General features: G+C 55.9%; 18 protein-coding genes. 9 read left to right on the top strand and 9 right to left on the bottom strand.

What is annotated here, in order from left to right:
- The first annotated feature begins 70 nt into the window (after positions 1-70).
- Entirely contained in the window at positions 71-823 is a 753-nt protein-coding gene (locus HOV93_RS04945; RefSeq protein WP_207395354.1) for a gamma-glutamyl-gamma-aminobutyrate hydrolase family protein, read from the top strand.
- A 180-nt stretch (positions 824-1,003) separates the two neighbouring features.
- A complete protein-coding gene (locus HOV93_RS04940) occupies positions 1,004-2,185 on the top strand; it encodes an anhydro-N-acetylmuramic acid kinase (RefSeq protein WP_207395353.1) in 1,182 nt (393 codons plus the stop codon).
- Between the two features lie 1,293 nt (positions 2,186-3,478).
- On the opposite strand, the gene HOV93_RS04935 is transcribed toward HOV93_RS04940, so the two are convergent.
- Positions 3,479-4,066 carry a DJ-1/PfpI family protein gene (locus HOV93_RS04935; RefSeq protein WP_207395352.1) on the bottom strand — a complete coding sequence of 196 codons (588 nt, stop codon included), beginning with the start codon at positions 4,064-4,066 and terminating at the stop codon, positions 3,479-3,481.
- Between the two features lie 30 nt (positions 4,067-4,096).
- Positions 4,097-4,345: an acyl carrier protein gene (locus HOV93_RS04930; RefSeq protein WP_207395351.1), complete on the bottom strand. Its 249-nt coding sequence runs from the start codon at positions 4,343-4,345 to the stop codon at positions 4,097-4,099.
- A 344-nt stretch (positions 4,346-4,689) separates the two neighbouring features.
- On the opposite strand from HOV93_RS04930, the gene HOV93_RS04925 reads away from it, so the two are divergent.
- Together HOV93_RS04925 and glgB are read left to right on the top strand one after the other, a co-directional pair.
- Positions 4,690-5,214, top strand: coding sequence for an RNase H family protein (locus HOV93_RS04925; protein WP_207395350.1), 525 nt, complete (start codon positions 4,690-4,692; stop codon positions 5,212-5,214).
- Positions 5,215-5,295: 81 nt separating this feature from the next.
- Positions 5,296-7,509, top strand: coding sequence for a 1,4-alpha-glucan branching protein GlgB (glgB, locus tag HOV93_RS04920; protein WP_207395349.1), 2,214 nt, complete (start codon positions 5,296-5,298; stop codon positions 7,507-7,509).
- 65 nt (positions 7,510-7,574) lie between these two features.
- Here glgB and HOV93_RS26690 read toward each other — a convergent pair whose 3' ends face one another.
- Entirely contained in the window at positions 7,575-10,172 is a 2,598-nt protein-coding gene (locus HOV93_RS26690) for a hypothetical protein (protein ID WP_235989821.1), read from the bottom strand.
- A 428-nt stretch (positions 10,173-10,600) separates the two neighbouring features.
- Here HOV93_RS26690 and topA point away from each other — a divergent pair, with 428 nt between their 5' ends.
- Positions 10,601-13,369 (top strand): type I DNA topoisomerase, encoded by a 2,769-nt coding sequence (gene topA / locus HOV93_RS04910; RefSeq protein ID WP_207395348.1) that lies wholly within the window; start codon positions 10,601-10,603, stop codon positions 13,367-13,369.
- A 93-nt stretch (positions 13,370-13,462) separates the two neighbouring features.
- On the opposite strand, the gene HOV93_RS04905 is transcribed toward topA, so the two are convergent.
- Positions 13,463-15,181: a hypothetical protein gene (locus HOV93_RS04905; RefSeq protein ID WP_207395347.1), complete on the bottom strand. Its 1,719-nt coding sequence runs from the start codon at positions 15,179-15,181 to the stop codon at positions 13,463-13,465.
- Positions 15,182-15,486: 305 nt separating this feature from the next.
- Here HOV93_RS04905 and HOV93_RS04900 point away from each other — a divergent pair, with 305 nt between their 5' ends.
- The 4 genes from HOV93_RS04900 to HOV93_RS04885 all read left to right on the top strand — a co-directional run bounded on the left by HOV93_RS04900 (position 15,487) and on the right by HOV93_RS04885 (position 19,933).
- Complete coding sequence (locus HOV93_RS04900; protein ID WP_207395346.1) at positions 15,487-16,488, top strand: lysylphosphatidylglycerol synthase transmembrane domain-containing protein; 1,002 nt, start codon at positions 15,487-15,489, stop codon at positions 16,486-16,488.
- Between the two features lie 38 nt (positions 16,489-16,526).
- Entirely contained in the window at positions 16,527-17,495 is a 969-nt protein-coding gene (locus HOV93_RS04895; protein WP_207395345.1) for a glycosyltransferase family 2 protein, read from the top strand.
- Complete coding sequence (locus tag HOV93_RS04890) at positions 17,479-19,077, top strand: hypothetical protein (RefSeq protein ID WP_207395344.1); 1,599 nt, start codon at positions 17,479-17,481, stop codon at positions 19,075-19,077. Before HOV93_RS04895 ends, HOV93_RS04890 begins: the two co-directional genes overlap by 17 nt.
- 130 nt (positions 19,078-19,207) lie before the next feature.
- Positions 19,208-19,933 carry a peptidylprolyl isomerase gene (locus HOV93_RS04885; protein ID WP_207395343.1) on the top strand — a complete coding sequence of 242 codons (726 nt, stop codon included), beginning with the start codon at positions 19,208-19,210 and terminating at the stop codon, positions 19,931-19,933.
- Here HOV93_RS04885 and HOV93_RS04880 read toward each other — a convergent pair.
- The 5 genes from HOV93_RS04880 to HOV93_RS04860 form a co-directional block, all read right to left on the bottom strand.
- A complete protein-coding gene (locus HOV93_RS04880) occupies positions 19,910-20,563 on the bottom strand; it encodes a hypothetical protein (protein ID WP_207395342.1) in 654 nt (217 codons plus the stop codon). The two genes, HOV93_RS04885 and HOV93_RS04880, sit on opposite strands and share 24 nt — an antisense overlap.
- A 293-nt stretch (positions 20,564-20,856) precedes the next feature.
- Positions 20,857-21,057, bottom strand: a complete 201-nt coding sequence (locus HOV93_RS04875; RefSeq protein ID WP_207395341.1) for a hypothetical protein — start codon at positions 21,055-21,057, stop codon at positions 20,857-20,859.
- A 227-nt stretch (positions 21,058-21,284) separates the two neighbouring features.
- Entirely contained in the window at positions 21,285-22,562 is a 1,278-nt protein-coding gene (gene aroA, locus HOV93_RS04870; RefSeq protein WP_207395340.1) for a 3-phosphoshikimate 1-carboxyvinyltransferase, read from the bottom strand.
- A 45-nt stretch (positions 22,563-22,607) separates the two neighbouring features.
- Complete coding sequence (locus HOV93_RS04865) at positions 22,608-23,822, bottom strand: outer membrane protein assembly factor BamB family protein (RefSeq protein WP_207395339.1); 1,215 nt, start codon at positions 23,820-23,822, stop codon at positions 22,608-22,610.
- A 22-nt stretch (positions 23,823-23,844) separates the two neighbouring features.
- Positions 23,845-24,987, bottom strand: a complete 1,143-nt coding sequence (locus tag HOV93_RS04860) for a hypothetical protein (RefSeq protein WP_207395338.1) — start codon at positions 24,985-24,987, stop codon at positions 23,845-23,847.
- Positions 24,988-25,063 lie beyond the last annotated feature (76 nt).

Here is a 25,063-nt window from a genome sequence, read left to right as displayed (position 1 = left end):
TTGGTTGATCAAACAAGCCTTGGGAGGATCTTCGTTTACTGAGCGCATGACGCGCCCGAGGAGTCCCCAGATGTTTAACAAACCTGTAATCGGTTTGAATGCCAACTTTCGGAATGCTACCCATGATCGGCCAGCATTCTCCTTTATCTCTGCCGGATACTTTGATGCAGTGATTTCGGCAGGCGGGATTCCTGTGGTCCTTCCACCGGTTGCCACCGCGGAAGACCAGCAAGCTGTTTTGCAGCGGCTGGACGGTGTGGTGATGATTGGTGGTCCGGATTTGGATCCTAATCGGGACGGGTTCATGCGTCACGCTTCCATCCGCATGATGGAGCCGCGTCGCGAAGAAGCCGACCGATCGATGATGAAAATGATCGCCCAGATGCGACTGCCGGTGTTCGGTATTGGGGTCGGTATGCAATTGCTCAACGTTGCCATGGGTGGCAACTTGTTCATGCACATTCCCGAAGACCTGCCGGGGGCCTTGCCGCATCATGACACGATCGACAAGCATCACCGCCATGGACTGGACGTTACTCCTGGCACCCTGATGGAAAAAATCTTTGGTGATGGCGAAGTTCGCGTGAACAGCAGCCATCACATGGCTATCGACGAGTTGGCTCCTGGTTTCATCGCTGCGGCACGTAGCCCTGACGGTGTGATCGAAGCGATCGAGTCGATGCACGAAGATTGGTTCGCCATCGGAACGCAGTTCCACCCGGAAGCCGAGTCGGCTTCGGCGTTGGATCAGCGTATTTTTGAAGAATTCGTCGAAGGCGTCGTCGCTGTCAAGACTGGCAATTTCCGTGTGGCTACTGCCTAGTCCGATCAGAAACGCACGTTCAGCACAGGGAAGCAGGAACCGCAGGCCTTTGGTTCCTGCTTTCCCTTTTTGTTCTTCAAAGCTCATTCAAACTCCTTCGCTGGGATAGGGATGCCCTCGAAAACGCTCGGATTATCGAGTTTCGTGGAACATGCGCGGCGCTATTTTGTGGGCACCGCGATGACTCCCTGTTCGCGCTTCGTGAGTGCGGCAATTCTGAAAGTGGACGGCCGAGGGCTCAATGCCTGTTTCGATGTCATCCACCAGCTAAATGTTCGCACGCCTCCGGATGTTCGCGCGATGCTCGAACAGGGCGGGGCAGGGCTCACCACGGGTACGCAGCTGCCTGGCATGGTCTCGCGGCTTGTCTCGGAACTACAAGTGGTCAATGTCGAACGCCTATTGAATTCATGCGGTGTCTCGGCTGAAAAGGTAACGGCGATTGGTCAGCGCGGTCCCGTTTGTGGCCGCGAATTCTGGAAGCAGACCGGCTCGGCAATCTCGATCGGCGATCCGGCGATTCTGGCCGAAGCGACCGGCATCACCGTGATGGATCACTTCGAGCAACGTGACATTGCTAAGGGAGGCAGCGCCCATGGTCTGGACGTTCTGCCGATGTGGCTACTGCTAACTCAAGCGGTCGATTCGGTCAGTGCCCGGCCCAAAGTTGTCGTGCGGCTCGATCACTCGATCGAGCTGTTCTACTTGCCGGCCCGGCGAAAAAATCGCCCCATTCCGTCGATTGTCTACCGTCAACTCGGCCCAGGCTTCGCCCTTTTGCATCTGCTGCAAAGCCTTTGCGAGCCGCAGCCAAGTGCCAGCCAGGTCCATACTGCGGAGCTGATCGATCTGCTCTCGCGGCTCGCGATTGAAAAGGTCTCGGCCGATTCTCCGCATCAAGTGCAAGCGATCGTCGACGGCATCTTGGAAGAGATGCCGCAGCTGCTGGGATCGAGCGTCACGTTGAATCATGCGATGGAGTCGTATTGGACCGAATCAATTCATCAGGCAATCGCTGAGCATTTTCCGCGTTCGCCGGAATTCGCCGAAATCATCGTGCTGGGGCGTGGTGCCCGCCGCGAAAAATTGGTTCAACAAATTGCCGACCAGTTTCCTGGCGTCCCGGTGACGACCGAAGTTCAGCGTGGCTGGATCTCGGGCGCGGTCGGGGCTTCGATCGCCGCCATCTTTGCCTCGCTGCATGTCGACCAGGTCAGTGGCAACTTGCCTGATTTGACCGGAGCCAGCGCGGCCCGCGTCTTGGGACGCATCACCCCTGGCAACCCGGGCAACTGGCGCGGCGTTCTCGCCCAGATGGAACTGGCTGCCCGGCAAACGATGCCGCTGCGCGAAGCCATCTGACCCGCCTGATTTCTGCTGGCTCGCATGGGCCGAATTCTCTCGCCGCGGCAAAGGCACCTTTTGGATCGAGCTTCGCTTGGTTCGCCGCAACCGCTGCTCGCTGGCCGGGGCTTTCTCGGGACGGTGATCAAGTTCCTGCTGCAGTCGGTCAATCTCTTGTTGCTTTAAACGTAGCTCTTCCTGCAGCCGATTGAAGAGCTGCCGCATGCGATCCGCAATCGGCGTTTCGATAGACCGATTCGGGATGGTGGTGGTGATTGGGTTTGGTTGTTGGGTAGTGTCGGACATGGTGGTCTTGCTTTCAAAAAAATGGATTGGGGTGCCCACGTTGTTATGGGCGTTGTGTTGGGGGATTGCGCATCCGCACTCTTGTCCCCTCTCCCTTCGAGGGAGAGCGGACTAGAGAAGAGAGTCCTGTTTTGATGTAGGGTGCGGAGCAGCGCAGCGAATCGCACCAGGCACAACGTTGTCGCGTTGCCATCCCAGTCTTTGGTCCCCTCGCCTCCGTACTCGCACAGAGAGGGTTAGGGTGACGGGGGCATTTCGCTTGTTGGCAACGCATGCGCGCACGGATTTCTTGTGCGATGCGAGACGTGTTCTTGTGGTCTTTGTTAAATGTTGTTCAGGAATCCCTCGCCCTAGCCCTCTTCCTTCGAGGGAGAGGGGACAAGAGATGAGAGGCCTGTTTTGATGTAGGGTGCTGAGCAGTGCAGCGAATCGCACCAGGCACAACGTTGTCGCGTTGTTATTGGATGGAGACCGCATTTGGTGCGATACGTTCCGCTTCGCGTCTCTGCTCGCACCCTACCCTAGGTAAGGGGGCGGGTTGTTAGGGTGGACCGCGTTCTTTGGCTTGATACTGGTTCGGTTTAACAGCGGCAGAGGTGCTCGGTTCGTGTTTTTCAGGTGTTTCCTGGTGATGGGACATAACGGTGCTCTTGTGTGGTGTTGGGTTAGTTGGGCACCGCGCGAACGCGGGTCGCGATGCGGGTACCAGGCGTCCGACCCGCGTTCGCGCGGGGCCCTACGTTTTGCTGCTTATACAGCAGCGAACTGGGTACTGTTTTTCGTATGCCTAAAAAGAAAATAGGCATGGTGCCGGGGAAGCGTCCCCTGGACATGATTTAGATATACCAGCCTGGTGTAGCATATGTATAGTGCTCAAATGAAAATTTTTTAAGATTCGCGCGGGCGGGGGTTGGATGCCGGGTGCCCGCTTCGCGACCCGCGCCCGCGAGGGGCCCTACTAGACTTGGTGCCAAAGATCGGAGGGTATCTGCGGGCCTAGCTTGCCTACGGTTCGATCTTGGTGCCGAGCACTTCCAGGAACGAACGGATCCAGGCTGGGTGGGCTGGCCAGGCGGGGCCGGTGACTAGCTTGCCGTCGACGTGGGCATTGTCGAACGTATCGCTTGGCGGGATGCTTTTGCCGCCGCCGAGGGTGACTTCGGGGCCGACGGCTGGGTAAGGACAGACGCTCTTTCCTTGCAGCACGCCGGCGGCGGCTAGGATTTGGGGGCCGTGGCAGATCGCGGCGATCGGTTTGTCGTTTTCGGCGAAGTGGCGGACGAGGTCGAGGACCTTGTCGTTCAATCGCAGGTATTCCGGAGCGCGGCCGCCGGGGATGACCAACGCGTCGAACGAAGCGGCGTCGATCTCGGCGAAGGTTGCGTTGAGGGCAAAGTTGTGGCCCGGCTTTTCGGTGTAGGTTTGGTGCCCCTCGAAATCGTGAATGGCGGTGGCGACGGTATCGCCCGCTTTCTTATCGGGGCAGACGGCGGAAACTTCGTGGCCGACCATCAACAGCATCTGGAAGGGGACCATGACTTCGTAATCTTCTACGAAATCTCCGACGAGCATCAGGATCTTCTTGGCAGCCATATCAAGGTGTCTCTTCTGGGGAGGAAGTTATTAATGAACGGCGCCGTGATGTTGGATGTAATTCACGACGTCGCCTACCGACTGGATGTCGGCAAAGTCATCGTAATTGATCGAAAAGCCAAACTTGGTTTCGATCGCACAAACCAGCTCGATCAACTCGAACGAGTCTGGCACGAGGTCTTCTGCGAGCGAACTTTCTAGTCGAACGTTTTCAGGACGGATGCCCCGAGTCTGGGAAATCTTCTCACGCAACCATTCGAACACTTCACGATCTTCCACGGCGTAGGTCCTTTCTTCCAATGGCAGTTTAGGGTTCGCGCGAGAGACGAGCCTCTCGTTTGCGCCGCCAGCGATTCCGCTTTCACGGATTCGCTCTTAGAAGTGGTCGGCATGATTTTAGCAGATCTTCTCTCATACTTTCGAGGCAACGTGATCGCAGCGGAACCCGATTTGCCTGAACTAGTCATTGAAGCTGGGAAGAAAAGGTAAAGAAAAACGATTGGATAAGGTGGTGTGCGTAGGTTGCCCCTGCCGATAAGCAAGTCGTGGGAGCCAGTTTTGCTAGCAGCTGATGCGTCGGCGACCACTTATGACGATTATTCCATCCCCCCGGAAGAGAACCGATGAGAGAGAGTACTCCCCAATATCTCCTCGCAACCGGCTCGCGAAGTGACATCGAAGGTGGACGTTGGCAGTTTGTTTTGCGGAGTTCCGACCGCAAATTTGAAATTGCCGAGTCTGACTTTGAAGTGAATCATTTCGGTGACCGTGTGGCGCTGTTGGCAGTCGTGCGTGGCTTGGAAGCGATCCCAGAGCCAGGCCGCGTGATGCTTTTGACCCCTTCACGCTACATCTTGAATGGGATCCGCCATGGTCTGTGTACCTGGGAAGATCAGGGTTTCAAGATCGAGCGTCTCGGGCGTCGTGTGGCTGTTCGCAATCAAGACTTATGGTCGCGTGTCGCGCACGCTCGCCAGTTTCATCGTATTTCGGCCAAATATTGCCGCTCGTTGCTGACGGAGAATCCTTCCGCCGACGAGTGGCCTGCGAAAACTTCGCTGGTCGACGATATTCAGATGGCACTGCGAAATGCCCAACAGGAAATCGAGAGTAGAACGACGTTAAATGCATTGGCTACGTGTGCTTAAGCCAATTTCAACCAGCAATTATTGATAAGCATCCCCCCACAAAAATCATCCACAGACCGCGGCATCGGCAAGGAGTAGGACGTGCATACTACTGGTAGTTTGGGTAAAATAACAGATATTATTGACGGGTGTTCCGACAATCCGAGTCGTTTCCTGGGTCCTCACCTGGTTGAAAACTCGGGCAGTGATAAATCCGCGGCGGTTCGTGCCTACCTGCCCGGAAAAGAACAAGCTTGGTTGTTCCATCCAGGGCATGGTCTGAGCACGCCGATGAATATGATTCATCCGGCCGGACTGTTTGAAGTCATGTGTCCCATGGATGGGGTTACGGAAAAAGGCCAGTATCAACTTCGAGTCGACGGCGGAAGCGGCCAGATGAAAACATTGCACGACCCCTACGCATTTCCTTCGTACTTCACCGGTTTTGACATTCACCTATTGGGTGAAGGCAAGCACTGGAATTCCTACGACAAGATGGGTGCCCATCTGCGCACCGTCAACGGCGTGACCGGCGTGAACTTCGCCGTTTGGGCCCCCAATGGCAAAGCCGTTTCGGTAGTGGGCGATTTCAACGACTGGGATGCCCGTAGCCATCAGATGAACCGCATCGGAAGCAGCGGCATTTGGGAGATCTTCATCCCTGGGATGGCTGCCGGCGAGAAGTACAAGTATCGCGTTCGTCAGGATGGTCGCGCTGTGGACAAGTGCGATCCTTATGGTTTCGCCGCGGAAGTTCCGCCTCGTACGGCTTCGGTTGTGGCCGACCTGAGCATCCACCAGTGGAAAGACCAAGAGTGGATGGAGCGTCGTGCCAACGAAGATCAGCTGTCGAAGCCGATGTCGGTGTACGAAGTCCATTTGGGCAGCTGGCAGCGAGACCTGGAAAAGGATCACGGCTGGTTCAACTACCGATACCTGGCTCATGAACTGGTGAAGTACTGCCAAGAGCAGAACCACACGCACATCGAGCTGATGCCGGTTTCCGAGCATCCGTTCACCGGAAGCTGGGGCTATCAAACCGTTGGCTATTATGCGATCACAAGCCGCTACGGTAGCCCGGAAGACTTCATGTACTTTGTCGACTATTGCCACCAGCATGGCCTGGCGGTGATTTTGGACTGGGTGCCGGCCCACTTCCCGAAAGACGATCACGGTCTGCGTCAGTTTGATGGCTCGGCTTTGTACGAGCACGCCGATCCTCGCCGGGGCGAGCATCCTGACTGGGGCACGTTGATCTTCAACTATGGCCGTAACGAAGTTCGCAACTTCCTGGTCTCGAACGCATTGTTCCTGTACGACAAGTACCACATCGACGGTCTTCGCGTGGATGCGGTCGCTTCGATGCTGTATCTCGATTACAGTCGCGAAGGGGACGATTGGTTGCCGAACGAATATGGCGGACGCGAAAACCTCGAGGCGATCTCGTTCCTCAAGGAATTCAACGAACAGTCGCACCTGCAGCATCCTGGCGTGGTGACGATTGCCGAAGAGTCGACGGCCTGGGGCGGCGTTTCGCGGCCGACCTTCGACGGTGGCTTGGGCTTCAGCATGAAGTGGAACATGGGTTGGATGAACGATACCCTTCGCTACATGCGGAAGGATCCGGTTCACCGCCAGCATCATCACGGCGAATTGACGTTCAGCTTGATCTATGCGTTCACCGAGAACTTCGTGCTGCCTCTTTCGCACGATGAAGTGGTGCACGGCAAAGGCTCGCTGCTCGATCAGATGCCTGGCGACATGTGGCAACGCTTCGCGAACCTGCGATTGTTGTACTCGTACATGTGGACGCATCCCGGCAAGAAGCTGATCTTCATGGGGGACGAATTCGGTCAGTGGAACGAATGGAACCTGGAAGCCGGTTTGCAGTGGGATCTGCTGGAATGGGAATCGCACCAAGGGATGCAGAAGCTAATTTCTGACCTGAATGCGATGGTCGTTCACGAGCCGTCCCTGCATGAGGTCGACTTTGAAGAAGGGGGCTTCGAGTGGATTGACTGCAACGACTGGCAGAACAGCACGATCAGCTATGTCCGCAAAGGCAAGAATCCGGAAGACTTTGTCGTGGTGGTGTGCAACTTCACGCCCAACGCACGCGACGATTACCGAATGGGTGTTCCGCTGCCAGGCACCTACAAGGAAGTCTTCAACTCGGACAACTCGCGATACGCCGGTAGCGACGTCATCAATACCGACGAATTCCATTCCGACAACGTGAATTGGAATGGCCGCGAGCACTCGATCCAGTTCCGTCTGCCACCCCTGGCAACGGTTGTGCTCAAGCGGGTGCGTTAATCGCAGACGCCATAAAAAAAGGGCCGGCAAATTTGCCGGCCCTTATTTTTTAGCGGTAGCGTTTACTAGTTCGAGCTGAGGTCCATTGGATCGATCTTCCAGTCGACACGCTTGGGGTCGAAGAAGTCGAGCAGAATGGCTCGCGTTACCATGTTTTCTTCCTGCGACGCATACTGCGAAACGCTGGCGGGAAGGGTGCCTTGGATGGAGGCCAGCATGTTTCCGCGAAGCTGCTCGTTGGTTTCAGCTTCGGAATTGATAAATGCCACGTAGTATTTATCTTCGCCTGCGTTGGGCGCCACGGTGCTGCTCTCTAGCGGAGTGCTAAAGAGGGCTTCCATGGTCATCTGGCTGGCATCGTCCACACCTGGGATTGTGCCCAACGAGAGGCCTTGGCCCCCCGAGAGCTGATTGAAGTAGGTGATGTTCTCAGCCACGATCACTTCGGCCTTTTGCTCGGTGGCGGCCTTGTTCAGGTCTTCGGTCGACTTGATCTGCTCGGCCAGCTTGTCGGCGGCCTCTTTGGCCAGCTTCGAGGCCTCTTGTTGCTTCCAAGCCTCGATGACCTGGTCTTTCACGTCTTCCAGTTTAGGAGCGTAGCCTTTGGTCATTTCGGTCTTCCAGTAGACGTACTGCACCTCTGCCTGGACGTTCTGGCGGAACATCATCGAGCTTTGCGAAGCTCCAGGAAAGAGACGCGGTTGGAAGAGAGGGCTATTGGTTTGGAACGCTTCAGCCACCATCGAGCGGTTGATCGTCCGTAGACCGGAAGCCTGGTCGAACGTGTAGTCGACGTGGACGGCTTCTGCGGCCAGGGCCGACTGCGAAGCGGCATAGTAGTCGGAAAGTGGCATCGCCCCGAAGGACAGACCCAGGCTCGTCGCCAAGCGTTCGATTTCGTCCGTGTCGTAAGGAGACTTGGTCGACTTCGTTTCGAGGTAGCGGAACTCTTCGTACTTGGCTTGCAGCACACCACGCATCTCGGACAACGCTTCGCTCATTTGCGATTGAGCGATCGGCTGCGCGAGCCGGGTACGGATTTGATCCTGCACCTCGGAGAGTGGTTTGTACGCGACCGGAGCTTCTGCCATCGGCGTTTCGGTGGCAGGTGCTTCCGAAGCCGGATCGGCCATCGGAGCTTCTGCGGCCGGCTTTTCTTCCGGTTTAGCTTCTTCCATCGGAGCCTCTTCCGCTGGTTTTTCTTCTGCGGCAGGCTTCTCGTCTTCTTCTTCCTGAAGGAAGCTGACCAATTGAATGTTGCCTGAAGGGGTGTTCAGCGAAGAGTCTTCCGCGGCCGGTTCCTCGGCGGGCTTGTCTTCGGCAGGCTTGTCTTCGGCAGGCTTGTCTTCGGCAGGCTTGTCTTCGGCAGGCTTGTCTTCGGCAGGCTTGTCTTCGGCAGGCTTGTCTTCGGCAGGCTTGTCTTCGGCAGGCTTGTCTTCAGCAGGCTTGTCTTCAGCAGGCTTGTCTTCAGCAGGCTTGTCTTCAGCAGGCTTGTCTTCAGCAGGCTTGTCTTCGGCTGGAGACTCTTCTTTGGGTTCTTCGGAAGGTGCTTCTTCCTTTTTCATTTCTTCGGCCGGTTGCTGCTCGGAAGCTGGTTCTTTCGCTTCTTCCATGGGGGTAGCAGTTTCGGTCGCAGGCTCTTCGGTCATTGGGGCAGGTTCATCCGTGGCAGCCGCGTCAGGCGTGCTGGCAGGGGCTTCCGGCTCGGCCGAAGGTAATTCCGGTTTACGGAACGAATCTTTGTTTTCTTCGTAATACTTGGCGATCTCTGCGTCGGTGATCTCTGCCTTGGCGGCTTCGACGAAGTTGTTGATGTCACCCTTTACGTATGCCAGCGAGAGCTTATCCATTTGCAAGAAACCGATCTGGTTCATTGCCGGATTGGCTGGCTGGTGCTTGTACTTATTGAAGAGCTCTTCGATTTGAGCACTGTCGGGGCTGCCGACTTGTTCCATGAAATCTTGGGAAGAGACCGGGAACATTTCGGTCGAAATGGTGCGATTCAAATTGCGGTAGGCAACCCAGGCCGAACCTGGCGTGACAACCCGACCGTCTCGGAAGACCAAAGCCTGAAGCTTTTGAGCCGTCAAGACTTCGCGGAGCATCTCGAAGAAGTAGTCGTAGTTCAGTCCGCGGCCTTCGCCACCGGTTACCGAAGTGAGAATGGCGTTGTAGTCGTAATCGCTCAAGCGACCGCCGGACGTTTCACGCATGAACTCGCGAACCGACTCGTCGTCGACCACCATGCCTAGCTCGTCTGCTCTCTTCACCCAGGCATAATACAGCACGGCTTCTTCCGCACCGACGGGCTGATACTGAGGCCCACCCGGGTTCTGTTGGGTGGCCGGCACAATGCGAACACCTGGGATAGGTGGCATAGGCGCTTTGGGCGAACCCTGTAGGATAAGCGATTGACCGATGGCTTCGGCCATGACGCGTCCGACGGTATCGTATTTATTAACGAGATTGTCGATGTCTGGGCGATACAGTTCTTCGTCGTCGACGACGACTAAGACTTCGCCGCGGGTTAGGTCGTTCGACTGCCCGAAAAAGCCGGGCTGCAAAACGGACGGCAGAACGACGAAGGCGACCATCAACAGGGCACCAAAAACGACCATGAAGATTTTTTGGTTGTCGCGGAAAACTTTAAACGGAGTGGCCATTGTCGCCTATCGAAAACTAGAGCCGCCGGTGGGGTGTTAAAATGTCCCGCCCCCTTGACATTAAGAGCCAAGTCGCACTACTGATGCTTTGCGGGAATGAACAATTCGAACGATTGTAGGGGCAATTGTGGTTTGTACAATCCCAATCAGAGCCCGCAAACGTAGCCGAGGCTTTCCTTTAGGGCTAATTGTCGCAAATATTGCGGAGCACGGGAAAGCTTCACCAAAATTTCAGGATTTGCGCTGAGTTTCCAAAAAAATCGCGCCGTCTGTAACGATTTTTCGTCTGGCGGAAAGCGTATGGCTCAACGCTAAATTTGACGTGCCTGTTTGGCAGATAAGAACATTACACCGAAGCACCTCAGTTTTCACGTCAAGCAAAAGCACCCTCGGCGGAACGACACTCGTCGCATTGTATTGGATCATTCATGGCGGAATCGGGTAACAGCAAGAAGGCCTTGGTAATTGTCGAATCCCCAGCCAAGGCCCGGACGATTTCTAAGTTCCTGGGTAAGGATTACCTCGTCGAGGCCTCGATCGGCCACGTGCGTGATCTGCCCAAAGGTGCGAAGGAAATCCCTCAGGAATACAAGGAACAAGAGTGGGCCTACCTGGGGGTGAACGTCAACGACAATTTCGACCCGGTCTACATCGTTCCGACCGATAAGAAACAACAGGTCACCAAGCTTAAGAAGCTTCTCAAGGAGTCGGACGAACTTTACCTCGCGACGGACGAAGACCGCGAAGGGGAAGCGATCAGTTGGCATCTGCGAGAAATCTTGAAGCCGAAAGTGCCCGTGCATCGGCTCGTTTTTCACGAAATTACCGAAACGGCCATCACCGAAGCGCTCGAGAACCCGCGGGCCATCGACGATGGAATGGTTCGGGCCCAGGAAACACGCCGCATCCTCGACCGCTTGTACGGTTACGAGGTTTCGCCGCTGCTCTGGCGGAAGATCAAGCCAAAACTGTCTGCTGGCCGCGTGCAAAGTGTGGCCGTGCGTCTGATTGTGCAGCGCGAACGCGACCGGATGGCGTTTCATTCAGCGACCTACTGGGACCTGGTCGCCACCTTTGAAGCCGGGGGGCAGTCCTTTGAAGCGACCCTGGTAGAAGCCGACGGCAAGCGGGTTCCTTCGGGACGCGACTTTGACACGACGACCGGTAAGGCCAACAAAGAAGGTTTGCTGCTGCTCGATGAAGAGGGGGCCAAGTCGCTTCTGGAACGCATCCGAAGTGCTGACTTCTCGGTCGCCACTCTCGATAACAAGCCCTATACCACCAAACCGGCCGCGCCGTTTACGACCAGTACCTTGCAGCAGGAAGCCAACCGTAAGCTGAGTTTCACGGCTCGGCGAACGATGCAGGTTGCCCAAAGCTTGTACGAAAATGGTTACATCACTTACATGCGTACTGACTCGACCAACCTGGCTCAGGTTGCGATCGACGCCTCGCGCAAGTTGGTTGAAAGCGAGTATGGCAAAGACTATTTGCCAGAGAAGCCCCGCGTGTATGCCTCGAAGGTGAAAAATGCCCAAGAGGCTCACGAGGCTATTCGACCTGCCGGAAACGAATTCCAAAAACTTGACGCGCTCAAGGGTGAACTGAGCGCCGAGCAGTTCAAGCTGTTCGAGATGATTTGGAAGCGGACCGTGGCGAGCCAAATGGCCGATGCTCGCGGGCACCGTATTTCGATCAACATCGGCGGTGGCGAAGCGGTCTTCTATGTGAGTGGTAAGACGATCGATTTCCCCGGTTTTCTGCGGGCCTATGTCGAAGGATCGGACGATCCTCAAGCCGAACTGGCCGATCGCGAGTCGCTGCTTCCAGCCGTCGAAGTCGGGCAGAGCGTCGATGCCAAAGAGTTCGACCCGAAGAGCCACACCACCCAGCCGCCCGCCCGATTCAGCGAAGCCTCGTTAACGCGAAGCCTGGAAGAAATGGGGATTGGTCGTCCGAGTACCTACGCTTCGATTATCGATACGATTTTGCGTCGCGAATACGTCTTCAAAAAGGGGAACGCACTGGTTCCCACGTGGACGTCGTTTGCCGTGGTCGGACTGATGGAAGCCCATCTCGAGAAACTGGTCGACTACGACTTTACCGCGAAGATGGAAGACGACCTCGACAGCATCAGCCGTGGAGAAGCCGACGCGAACGCCTATTTGAAAGCGTTCTACTTCGGCGAGGAAAATCACGGCCTGAAGCAAGTAATCGAGGAACGCATCAAAGACGTGGACGCCCGGACGGTGAACTCGATTCCTTTGGGAACTCCGGAGGAAGGCGAGCATCGCGACGAGGTCTTCGTTCGCGTGGGCCGCTACGGACCATACGTCGAACAAGGCGAGCGTCGCGGATCGATCCCCGATGAATTGCCGCCGGACGAGATCGACCTGGCCAAGGCCATGGAAATTCTCGAACAGTCCGAAAAAGGGGACGAGCCGATGGGCGAGCACCCCGACACGGGCAAGCCGATCTTTCTCAAGGCGGGACGCTTCGGCCCTTACGTTCAGATGGGATCGACCGACGACGACGAGAAGCCGAAGAACGCCTCGCTGCTCAAAGGGATGAACGCCGGCGACGTGAACCTGGAAACAGCGATCCGGCTGCTTTCGCTGCCACGTGAAGTGGGCCTACACCCGGACGATCAGAAACCGGTTGTGGCCTACAATGGCCGCTTCGGTCCTTACGTGAAGTGGAATGACGAAACCCGCTCGTTACCGGCCGAGATTTCGCCGATCGATATCGAGCTGGATAAAGCCCTCGAACTTCTCGCGCAGCCAAAAACACGCGGTGGTCGAGGTGCTCCGAAAGAGCCGCTCAAGACGCTCGACAAGTCGCCGGTGACCGAAGAAATCATTAAGGTGATGGACGGTCGGTATGGCCCTTACGTGACCGACGGCGAGTCGAACGCTTCGCTTCCTAAGGGAACTTCACCGGAAGAATTGACGATGCCGGTGGCCTTGCAGCTTCTCGCCGAACGGGCTGCCAAGGGGGGCACGAAGAAGAAGAAAAAGAAAGCCGCCAAGAAAACGACGACTAAGAAGGCCACCAAGAAGAAGACCGCCAAAAAGAAAACGACTAAGAAAAAGGCGGCCACCAAGACGGCGGCAAAGAAGTCGACAACCAAGAAAGCGGCTACCAAGAAGACCGCCGAGAAAAAAGAAGAGTCGACCAGCGACGAAGCGCCGTTCTAAGAAGCGGCAACTCGGATCGTCGAAACAAAAAAAGGCCCTCGAAGTGATCGCTTCGAGGGCCTTTTTGTTTCAGCGTGTTGCTTGAATGTCGGGTTAGTCGTTCGACATCGTCCGCAGGTCGCGGACGTCTTCCAGCAAGTCTTGATACTTACGTTGGAAGTCTTGCGAGATGATGAACATGTAGCCGTTGGCACAGAACGAAAGTAGGAAGCCGAAGGCCAAAAACGGCCACCAGGAAGGAAGGGACTCGCCTTCTTGTCTTGCGGGTTCCTTCGCTTCTTTCGGTTCGGCAGGTTCCGAAACAGAAGCATCGGTGGTTTTAGGTGTCGTAGGTGATTGCTGCTGAACTGGAGGCGCGGTGCCGGCCGGATCATTATAGGCAACTTGCGCGACCGGTCGCTGTGGGGCAGGGTACCCCTGCGGGTAGTAAGGTGCCTGGACGTTGTACCCATAGTTTGGGTTCTGGCCGTTGTTGTACTGCGGCTGAGGGTAACCGTTGTTTACGAAGTTGCCGTTATACGGAGGCTGCTGCTGATTGTTGTAATTGGCCGGCGGTTGTTGGTTGTTGTAGATAGGCTGTTGATTGTTTTGCGGCGGCTGCCCCGTGTTGGGGATATTGGGCATCGGGCTGAAAGGAGCCGAGGTACCGTTGTTCTGGTTGGAATTCCAGGTACCGGACGTCCAGGAGTTATCCGTGCCTGAATTATTATTGCCAGCCAGGTTGCCATAGTTCGGTGGCTGTTGGCTTCCGTTGTTGTTGGGGTAGTTGCTATTGGGTGGCGATGCATTGCCGCCGGTCGGATTGTTCTGGCCGGTTCCCGTATTGCCCTGATTGTTTCCGTAGGTAGATCCCGTGTTGTTTTGGCCGTTATTGTTCTGGCCATTGTTCGAGGCCCAGCCGCTGGTATCGGTAGGCGTGATCAGGTCAGGGGCACTTTGGTTGTTGCCGCTGGTGGTCTGATTGAACCGGTACTGGTTAGAAGCACCATTGGTTGTATTGGTGCCGGAGTTTGGTTGGTTTGTGGCGGTGTTGTTGGTGGCGCCATTGTTTTGAGCAGCGGCACTCCAGTTAGTTGCGCCGGTGGCCGTGGAACCGTTATTGGGCGTCGTATTGCCGGTGGTGTTGGTCGATCCGGGACCGAACTGACTGCCGGTTGGGTTTCCGGCCGTGTTTCCAGCTGTGCTGCTGCCGGTGGTATTGGTGCCAGGAGTGGGTACCGAGCCGAGTGGTGTCGTGCCGCTTGTTTGTACGGCGTTATAAGGACTACCAGGCGTGCTGGGGACCGAGAAACGCGACGCGGAAGATCCGGCTCCGCCGTAGCGTTCTGCCGCACCGGGGATAGGTGGCTGTCCACTCCCGCTCGCAGCCGTATTGTTGGCTGCTGGGGTATTGGTTGGGTTGGGCGTAGTCGCACCAGAGGGAAGCGTGCGCGTCGAACGCGGTACGTATTGCGCGAGTTCCTCCCCGAGCGTGGGCTTGCTGTCGGCCGCAGAAGTCGTTTCTGGCGGAGCGGTCAACTTAGGAGACTCGGTCGGCATCAATCCGATCGGGTTGGTCTTCTCGTTGACGGGCTCTTCGTAGGCCGTGGGCAGAATCTTCGGAAGCTCTGCGTCTCCGACTTGGACACGAAAGACCTGAACGCGCTGCACGTTCGGAGGAAGACCGACCTGGATCGCTTCGCCCGATCTGAGCTTTTCGATCGCTTCAGGTTCAATCTGAATAATGTATTCCAGCTGGCCCCCATCGGTGGGTTGATAGCCGAAATCCACGCCAAGAACGGCGGATGTAATAATTAAGCAGGCGGCGTACACAGTTTCATACTCCTCGCACAGCACGTGCATCATGCAACTTGTGCCGCTAATCGTAACTGTTATTGCGGAAACGGGAAAGCGACATTTGACAGCATTCTTGCCGCAAGCATAGCCGCGAGGAGAATTCCCTATCTCTTGGTCGGTATGGCACTACGGACGAAACGTCCTTGGGGTTCGCAGGCCGTTTGCGATAGACTATCATCGCCAAGTTATCCACATCCGCTATCAATGCCGTCAGAGACCGCATTTTGGTTTCCCCCGAAAGCCCAGATTACCCGGACGATGCACCTGCGAAGGGAAGTAGGGTGTGGAAGTCCCGCGCGATGAATGCAATTCAGCTCGTGGTGATGCTTCTGGTTGCTTGGGGGATATGGCGAAATATAGAAAAAGCCATCGACCAAGTTCAGCAACAAAATTTTTCTTTTGAAGAACTTCGTTGGCCTTGGATTGTGATTGCTGGCATGCTGTACCTGCTGGGCACCCTGCCGATGGGGTTGTTCTGGTACCGCTTGATGAAAGCGATGAAGCAGCAGCCGCGTCTCTTTAGTGCGGTGCGAGCTTATTTTATTGGCCACCTGGGGAAGTACGTTCCGGGCAAGGCGTTGGTGGTCGTGCTGCGAACTTCCTTAGTTCAAGGCGAGAACCTCCAACGATCCGTGGTCGCCACGGCCGTCTTTGCCGAAACGTTGACCATGGTTGCTGTCGGTGCTGTCTACGGCGCCCTATTAATAGCGATCTGGTTTTCCGAGCAGCAACTGCTGTTATGGACGGCGGTTGGCATTGGTTTAGCCGCCAGCTTTGTGACGTTGCCTCCGGTGTTTCGCGCGGTGGTCTTGTTTTTGAAGGTCTCGCGAATCAACCCCGAGATTGAAGAGAAGCTGGCCGGATTGAATTACCCGACGATGGCCTGGGGCTGGGGAGCCAACATCATTGGTTGGACCTTGTTGGGGGGCAGTCTATTCGCCACGATGGCGAGTATTCCGGATGCCGATCCGCAGATGGCCGGTGGTTTAACGATGTTCCCGCTGTTGGCCGCCACCGTTTGCCTGGCGATGGTGGTCGGCTTTGTGACGCCCATTCCTGGTGGTATGGGCGTTCGTGAATATGTGATTATGGAAATGATGGCCCCGGCCTTTGGTCCGGTGGTCGCGGTGGTCTCGGCCGTGCTACTGCGGGTAGCGTGGCTTTTGGCAGAGGTCGCGTTGGCGATTATCCTATATGGAATTCCCGCCGCCGAACCTACCACGGACGACGCGACTTCGGAGTCTGCGACTGCCGAAGAAAGCTCGGCCACCGGTCCCGCCTAAAAACCCTGCATAACGAGTATGCTTGGAAAGTGAAGTCAATGAAGCTGTCTCTGGTGATCCCCGTCTATAACGAAGACGAGAGTCTCGACAAACTGCACGAAGAAATCTGCGAAGTCGTCACGGCCAACAACTACGATGTCGAGATCATCTTCATCGACGACGGCTCGAAGGATGGATCGTGGCAGGCAATCTCGAAGCTGGTCGAGAAAGACGACCGCATTCGAGGGCTCAAGTTTCGCCGTAACTTCGGCAAAGCGGCCGGCTTGGATGCTGGTTTTCAGGAAGCCCAAGGGGATGTGATCATCACCATGGATGCCGATTTGCAGGACGATCCGCAAGAGATCCCGCGTTTCCTGGAACAACTAGACGCCGGCTACGACGTGGTCAGCGGCTGGAAGCAAGTTCGGCACGACCCATGGCATAAGGTCGGACCGTCGCGGGTCTTCAACTGGATGGTCAGCACGCTTACCGGTGTAACGCTGCACGACCACAACTGCGGTATGAAATGCTACCGCGGCGAGATCTTCGACGAGGTCCGCCTTTATGGCGAGCTGCATCGTTTTGTCCCGGTGCTGGCCGCGGCCCACGGTTGGAAGGTGGGAGAAATTGTGATCAATCACCGGGCCCGGCAGTTCGGCCACTCGAAGTACGGAGTGCGGCGGTTTCTCAAAGGGTTCCTCGATCTTACGACGGTCGCGTTCATTACCGGTTACGGGCAGCGGCCTCAGCACCTCTTGGGTGGCATTGGTTTGCTGTTCTTTTCCCTCGGTTTTATAGGACTGTTCGGGCTCTCTGGCTGGTGGATAATCGACCGACTGATCGGAGCCGAAGAGCCGATAGAGCTGCACAAGCGAGCGATCTTCTACTACTCGATTGTGTCGCTTTTGTTAGGGACACAGTTCGTCACCGTGGGTCTTTTGGCTGAAATCATTCGTTCGGCGATCGCTCCGCAGACCAAGTCGTACTTCATCTCGCAAAAGGTAGGCGTGCGTGACGAAGCCAACTAGAGTTTCTCGGAAGCCTGATCGTTCGTGGACCGACGCCGACCGGCTGCGCTGGGCCATCTATTGGCTATTGATTGCGGTGTGTCTGGGCAATGCGGTCGGACGAATATGGGCGGTAACCGCCGAGCATGGTCGGCACCCGTTTCTCAGTGCGAACGATCGTAGCCGCTGGGCGACGGTCCGAGCATTGGTCGATCACCAGACGTTTGCCATCGACGAAGTCATTCAAGACCGCTACTGGGATTCGATCGACAAGGTTTATCATCTGGGGCCTGATGGGAAGTATCACTACTACAGTAGCAAGCCGCCGCTGATGGCCTGTGTGTTGGCTGGCGAGTACTGGCTGATCAAGAACACCGTCGGCATGGAGATCTCGGAGCATCCCTTCTATGTAGGTCGGGCGGTCCTGATCGCCACCAATGGGCTGCTTCTATTCGGGCTGCTCTGGGCAACCATCTGGATTGTCGAGCGCTACGCGAAGTCCGATTTCGCTCGGATTGGAATTGTCGCAACGGTCGCCTTCGGGACGTTTCTGACCACATACGCGGTTACTATCAACAATCACTCTTTGGCGGCGACAAGCGTAGCCATTGCGTTGTATTGCGGTTTGCGCGTGTGGTGCGACGGTCGGGGGGACGCTCGATATTTGCTGGGGGCTGGGTTCTTTGCGGCCTGTGCGGCGGTGAACGACCTGCCGGCTTTCAGCTTCTTTGGACTGCTCGGCCTGGCGATGCTGATCAAGCGACCGGTGGGGACGCTTGTCTATGGCGTGCCGGCTGCGGCGTTGATATTAGGTGCGTCGCTACTCACCAATTACATTGCGCATCAGTCGTGGCGACCTCCTTATGCGCATCGCGCCGATGGCGAAGTGCTGGGCACGCTCGAAACGAAGCTGCACGGGGCGTTAGATAAAAAGGAAGTACCGCTGGTGCTCAAAGACGTTCTCGAGAACCACGGCATCGAACTTAGCCAGCAGGCCGAGATCATCACCCGCGAGACCGGCAACCGCTGGGTAGTGCTCGACATGGGTATCGACCGGCGCTATGCCGTGCAGCGGACGGAGAACAACATCGAAGTTCGTGACTGGGACAACTGGTACGACTACGACACCAGTTATTGGAAGCCAGGGGTGAAGAAGGGGGTCGATTTGGGCGAGAAGTCGATCGGCCGCTATGCGTTTCATGTGACCTTAGGCCACCATGGAATTTTATCGCTCACGCCGGTCTGGTTGCTTTCGCTGCTGGGGCTCGGTTTGTGGCTCGGCGAGAAGGGGACCCACCGCCAGGTTGCCGGGTTCATCGTTGCATTGACATTAATCTGCGTCTTGTTTTATGTGTTCCGTCCGCTGAAAGATCGCAATTACGGCGGGATGACGTCTGGCTTTCGATGGGCTTTCTGGCTGATTCCGATGTGGTTGACCGCGATGATTCCGGTACTCGATCGATGGAAGAATGCTCGCTGGGGCCAACTTCTGTTTGCCGTTTTGTTGTTATTCTCTGCGATCTCTGCGAGCTATTCCGCGTTGAATCCATGGGTCCATCCCTGGATGTATTCGTACATGGGGTATTTGGGGTGGTTAGATTAAGATTGAGCGACTTGCGAAACTCATGTTGCACGATTCTCAGAAATCCTGAAAATATCTCACAAATTCCGACCCGAACATGAACCTGATCCGTTCATTTCACCCTCAGGCGTAACGCAGGGAGGCGTGCTTGATGAAGTTCCCGCACTTATCATCGTCGGCAGCCGTTTTTGGCTTGGCCGTTTGTCTTGGCTTGTTTTCCGCTGGCTGTGGATCATCTGATTCGGCCGATCCACCGGCAGTCAGTATCAACGATCCTGGCTCTGGCACGTCGGATAGGACTTCGCACACCGTATCAACCGACATCGACGGCAAGTCCGCGGCACGCTCTGACTTTCGCGGAGAAGAGTTTCCGGAGGTCATCCTGAAAACGACCCAAGGGGACATTCATCTCAAGTTGGATGCCAAGAAGGCTCCGGCGACGGTCGACAATTTTCTAACGAACTATATCTCGACCGGGCACTATGACGGGACGGTCTTTCACTACGTGCAGCCCGACGGCATGATCCTGGGAGGCTTATTCGATCCCAGTATGAATCCTCGCGAAACCAAGAGCGAGATTCAAAACGAGGCCACCAATGGCCTCAAGAATAAGCGGGGCACCATCGCCATGTCGCGCGATCCCAGCTTCATCCACAGTTCGACGTGTCAGTTCTTCATTAACGGTGCCGACAACAAGGCGTTCGATCACATCGGAACCGACGATTCAAGCAGCTTCGGGTACTGCGTCTTCGGCGAAGTGATTGAGGGCATGGAGGTCGTCGACGCCATTTCCAAAGTGGAAGTTAAGTCGAGCGACGGATTCGTCAATTTGCCGCGCGAGCCGGTGAAGATTCTATCGGCCCGCCGCGTCAAATGAGGTCGTCGAAGTGGCCGTTTCAGCCGCAGGTGGGTAGGCACTTTTAAGTGCTTCCAGCAAATGTTCGATCGTATAATTACGCCGTCTGGGGCTTGCCTGGGCGGCGTTTTTTACGTTGTGCTCTTCGAGTAGATCTTCTAACTGCTTCTTATCCAGCGAAGGAAAAAGGGCATCTGCCGGGATCCACGTCGAGGAAAAGCTTTCGCCTTGTCCGGAAATCCGCATCAGTTGGCGGATCGACTGGTGCGACGTACACATCGCATCGATTCTTTGCAGCAAGAAGGTTGGGTCGTCGGGAAATTCGGGTGTCGGTTCCCGGCTCAGTTCCTCGAGTACGAACCGCGTGAAGAACTCGCGATCGTGGGGAAAGCTCCGGGCAATCTGGTTGCGGCCGGGAATGTAGATATGCATCCCTCGCAAAGACTCCATCAGGTCGAGAACCTGACTTTGGGTCAGCAAGATTGGCTTTCTGCGATCACGCGCGTGATAAAAGTACTGCTCAACAAGATGCTCTAGGGTTGAGAAATCTGGTCGAACCGGTTCGGCGGACGCGACATTGCCCCAGGCTAACCCAATGCAAAAGGTGCTTAGCAGGACGCGAATGGTTGAGCTGATCTTAGGCCAGTGCATGATTATCCCCCGACTCTCTTGCACGATTCCCGAAATTATTTCTGTAACTTTGAAGTACGTCTGCCCCACTCTTTAGAAGGATAGATTACACATTGAAGATAGTTAGCGCACCCCACTAAATCGGGTAAAAAACTCGTAACCCCGAGATATCAGCCGAATATGGTTAATTTAGAGCGATTGAGAAGAAGGAGTTAGATAGCAGTAATATTGGTTTAAATTCCCTAGTAATGGCTGTTAAGTGGGGTTGAGATACCGTAACTGCTTTTTTTCGATTGATTTCTGAGGAGCTTTTCCTATACTGCGGGAACGTTATCGAGCTCGTCGTCTCTCGATAGCCACCATCCGAAGTTGAGGTAGTAGGAGATGCCGTCGTGTGTAAAGTCACGTACTTCGTCCAACCCTGCCCTACGTGTGGCCGAAAGTTGCAGGTTAAGGTCGAATATCTCGGCCTGGAAGTTTCCTGTCAGCATTGCGGCGCTGGTTTTATTTCGCATGACCCTGATATGATCGGTACTCCACTGGCTAACCCCGTGGACGATGCTCTACACAAGGCCGATGCGTTCCTCGGAAGAGGACTCACCAGTACGCACTTCCCGGCAACCTTCGGACCCAATTAATGGATTTGGGTCCGATGTGAGAAAGAATCGACTTAAGCGTCGATTCTGAAAGTTAAGCCGCTTAGTGCGGCTTTTTCTTTTTCTTGCCAGCGGCTGGGCTTCACTTAACTACCGCAAAGCTGGGCCAGGTCCTCGAAGTAGCGAGGGTAGGTTTTGCTGGTGCAGCCGGGGTTGAGAATGACGATGCCTGCCTGACGGAGTCCGACCAAGGCCAGACTCATCGCCATGCGGTGATCGTTATAGGTTTCGATCTGAGCCGGTTGAAGCTTTCCGGGGGTGATGGTCATCCCGTCTTCAAATTCTTCGACGGTCGCGCCCAGTTTGCGAAGCTCGCAGGCCAGGTCGCCAATTCGGTCGGTCTCTTTGTGGCGGTTATGAGCAACACCGGTAATGGTGGTCGGCCCGTCAGCAAACAGGGCTACCGCGGCCAGGGTTTGGACCGTGTCGCTGATTTGGCCCATATCGATGTTGATCCCGCGAAGGGGACCCCCGGTGACGGTAACGTGGTCTGCCTGATAGTCAACCTGGCAGCCCATCTGAGCGAGGGCTTCACAGAAACCGACGTCTCCTTGCAGCGCATCGCGGGAAAGCCCTTGCACGGTGACTTTGCCGCCACTTACGGCGGCGGCTCCCCAGAAGTAGCTCGCAGCGGAAGCATCGGGCTCGATCGCATACTCGCGTCCACGATAGGTCTGACTGCCAGGGATGACAAACCGGCAACCATCGTTCTCTTCGAGCGTAGCGCCAAAGTCTCGCATGATTTGGGTCGTCATCCGGACATAAGGCTGCGAAACCAATTCGCCGTCGACCTGCAATTGAACTTCGCTGGAAGCGTAGGGCGATGCCATCAAAAGGCCGCTCAAGTACTGGCTGCTGATATTACCAGCGATCGTGGCTTGTCCGCCGGGAAGCCCCTGGCCGTCAACCAGCACCGGAGGGCAGGCGTTGTCTTGTTCGGTCCGAATGTTGGCCCCGAGTTGTTGGAGGGCTTCGATCAGATCGCCGATCGGGCGCTCTCGCATGCGGGCAATTCCGTCCAGGCGAAAGCTTCCTTCGCCAAGGGTTGCCAGTGCGGTTAGAAACCTCATTGAGGTTCCGCTGTTGGCGATAAACATTTCCGTGTTGTCGCCGATAAACTTGCCGCCGTTTCCCTCGACCGTCAGCGTATGACGATCCGGATCGTGGCTGATCGAAACGCCAATGCGGCGCAGGCTATCGATCATCACTTCCGTGTCTTCGCTTTCCAGCGCACCGGTCAGCGTCGATTGACCCTGGGCCAACGCAGCGATGATTAAAGCTCGATTAGTAAGACTTTTCGAGCCGGGAGGACGAATCGATCCCGTAATGGGACCGCACGGAGTAATGGAGATTTCAGAAGCCACGGTGTATCTTCAAGCGATTGAGGGGTGCGAGTTTTCCCTTTTAGTTTACTGCGTATTTGCGATCTTCCACAGGTGGCGTTCCCCTTTGACGTACATGGCATCGTTGCCCAGGGCAGGGCTGGCTTGAATCTTCTCACCCATCTCGATCTCTTCCAGGATTTGGCCTTTCTCGCCAGATATATCGACGATCATGGCCAATCCGTCGTAGTTGATCGCAATCAGTTTCTCGCCGGCGATGACCGGAGTTGCCCAGAACTTCCCCTTGAGACGTAGGCCCCAGTCGAGATCGCCTGTTTCGGCGTCGCCACAATTCAGCACGCCGGTTCCGTTGATGGTGTAAATCTTACCGTCATGCAGGATGGGGCTCATCGACGAGGGATTCAGCTTGTTGGCTTCCCAGGCAATCTCTGGCTTAACGCGAGGATCTTTCAGATCGAGGACCGTCAGGCCTTTCGAGACAATGAACGCTTGCTCGCCGTTGGTAAGCGAAGTCGAAATCGTCGAGGCGCCGCCGCCAAGCTCCCATAGGATATCGCCACTCTGAGACGAAACGGCCGTGACTCCGCTGCCAGACTGCAATAGGGCCACGCTTTGGTCGCCGGAATTGACAGACTTCAACGCAATGGGAGATGCCCAGTTGGCTCGTTCCGATCGAGGTAAGAACCACCGCGTTTGTCCGTTTTCGGCGTTGATGCCGGCGGCGAAGGAATCTCCCTGGTTTTCAATCTGAACAACGACCGTATCGTCGAGGACGATCGGCGAACTGGCCATGCCCACATCGTTGCCGGCCTTGGGGTGTTCGTGTCCGAGTCCGCGATACCACTTCAAATTTCCATCCAGGTCGAGACATACCAAGTCGCTCGATCCGAAAAATGCGTAGACGTACTTGCCGTCACTTACCGGACTGGGCGCGGCAGGCGTGGTTTGGGGGTGGCAAAAGGTGCGACCGGTCGCCCAGAAATTGCGTTGCCAGAGCCTCTTGCCATCGGCAGCGGAAAAGCACAGCACATGCAACTGTTCGAGATCGGCTCCGTCAGCGGTGGTGACAATGACCTTGCCGTCTACCAAGATTGGGCTCGAAGGGCCACGGCCGGGCAACTCGACTTTCCAGGCGACGTTCTCGCCGTCGGCCGACCATTTGTCGGGAAGCTCGCACGACGCCGAGGACCCGGTGGTATCGTTGCCACGAAATTGTCGCCAATCGGCGGTTACGCTCGATGCCATCGCGGTCAGGCACAGCACACTAAGGAGGATCCGCATCGGTTGTTTTCCGGGTTGGAGGTTAAGGTTTTGCATCAGCGATGGCCGTGCCAAGATGGTCGCATACCCGCAGTTCAAACTTCCAGACATTGGTCCACGACTGCGTTTGTTCGTTCTGGACGAGCTTGACGAGAATGGTGTTCTCGCCTGGGTTCAGCTTGGCCTTGGCCGAGTATTGGTCGAAATTGTCTCCGGCATGAAAGACCTTGTCGGACGCGACCAAGTCGCCGTTGACCCAGACTTTGGTCGCATTGGCCGAACCCCAACGCAGTTCAACTTCCTGCGCTTGGTCGCTATCGAAGGTCGTGACGGCATAGCCGACGACCTCTTTGACTGGGGCAAAGGCCTTGTTGAAATCGACGCTTTTCTCTCCCGGTCCCAGCTTCAGAGGCTGCCACTTGGCCGGGGCTGGAATTTCGTCGATCAGTTTGCCGGGGTAGGTGGCCGCCAGGTCGATCTCTTTTTCCGGTGGATACACGGCGTCGAAACCATCTCCCTTGGCGAACTCGAAGGCAGCAATGACGTGCCAGTTTTTGAGGAAACCAAAATGCTCGGTCGTATCGACTTCGACTTCCAGTTCCTTCAAAGCATCGGCGATCACACTGGCCTGGTGGGCGTTGCGTGTGGCGGTCAGCGCTTGCTGATAGGTCGCGATGGCTTCCTGGGTTTTCTCTGCCGCAAGGTTCGCTCGGGCGTCGTCCATCAGCTTCTCGACGGCCAGCAATCGTAGTTCTAGTGAGGCGTCGTTTTCAAAGCTGGGGATCAACTGCAGGGCAGCCGTTTCATCTTGTTGCTTGAGAAGGTGATACGCGACCGATCGCGATTTGGCAGAGTGCGATTGCGTTTGAATGAATTCAATGAGCGTATCATTGGAGATCGGAGAACCCTCTTGCCTCGCTTTATCGGCGATTGCTTCGACGGCGCCGCGTAGCCAGTTGGCCGCTACGGGGCGTTCCTGTTTCATGGCAGCCAACACCTCTGGAATGGCCTCGGCATTCATCTTGCTGAGGGCCGCGACGGCTTGAACTGCTTCGGGATAGCCGGTTTCTTCGGCGCTAATCGCGTTGATCTTTCTGGTCAGCTCGTCGGCTTCCCCAGCAATAAGGGGAACGCTGATCAGCAAGAGAGAGATGCCCGCAGTAACGGAAAGGAAATGGCGTATCATGGCTCGAATCAATCGAAGGTAAAAGGGCAGGGGCTTGCCCGATTGTAGTCGATTGCAGAGAGCGAGGAAGCTTGGC

The sequence above is a fragment of the Bremerella alba genome (assembly GCF_013618625.1).
GTDB classification, from domain to species: Bacteria; Planctomycetota; Planctomycetia; order Pirellulales; family Pirellulaceae; genus Bremerella; species Bremerella alba.
Note: the sequence above shows the minus strand (reverse complement) of the source record. Positions and strands in the feature narration are given on the sequence as shown.

Coding starts and splice junctions, on each gene's coding strand:
- HOV93_RS04895 (WP_207395345.1), top strand. CDS start 16,527: ATGAAGCTGTCTCTGGTGATCCCCGTCTATAACGAAGACGAGAGTCTC.
- HOV93_RS04865 (WP_207395339.1), bottom strand. CDS start 23,822: ATGCGGATCCTCCTTAGTGTGCTGTGCCTGACCGCGATGGCATCGAGC.
- HOV93_RS04880 (WP_207395342.1), bottom strand. CDS start 20,563: ATGCACTGGCCTAAGATCAGCTCAACCATTCGCGTCCTGCTAAGCACC.
- HOV93_RS04925 (WP_207395350.1), top strand. CDS start 4,690: ATGAGAGAGAGTACTCCCCAATATCTCCTCGCAACCGGCTCGCGAAGT.
- HOV93_RS04935 (WP_207395352.1), bottom strand. CDS start 4,066: ATGGCTGCCAAGAAGATCCTGATGCTCGTCGGAGATTTCGTAGAAGAT.
- HOV93_RS04940 (WP_207395353.1), top strand. CDS start 1,004: ATGACTCCCTGTTCGCGCTTCGTGAGTGCGGCAATTCTGAAAGTGGAC.
- HOV93_RS04885 (WP_207395343.1), top strand. CDS start 19,208: ATGAAGTTCCCGCACTTATCATCGTCGGCAGCCGTTTTTGGCTTGGCC.
- HOV93_RS26690 (WP_235989821.1), bottom strand. CDS start 10,172: ATGGCCACTCCGTTTAAAGTTTTCCGCGACAACCAAAAAATCTTCATG.
- HOV93_RS04875 (WP_207395341.1), bottom strand. CDS start 21,057: ATGCGAAATAAAACCAGCGCCGCAATGCTGACAGGAAACTTCCAGGCC.
- topA (WP_207395348.1), top strand. CDS start 10,601: ATGGCGGAATCGGGTAACAGCAAGAAGGCCTTGGTAATTGTCGAATCC.
- HOV93_RS04945 (WP_207395354.1), top strand. CDS start 71: ATGTTTAACAAACCTGTAATCGGTTTGAATGCCAACTTTCGGAATGCT.
- HOV93_RS04860 (WP_207395338.1), bottom strand. CDS start 24,987: ATGATACGCCATTTCCTTTCCGTTACTGCGGGCATCTCTCTCTTGCTG.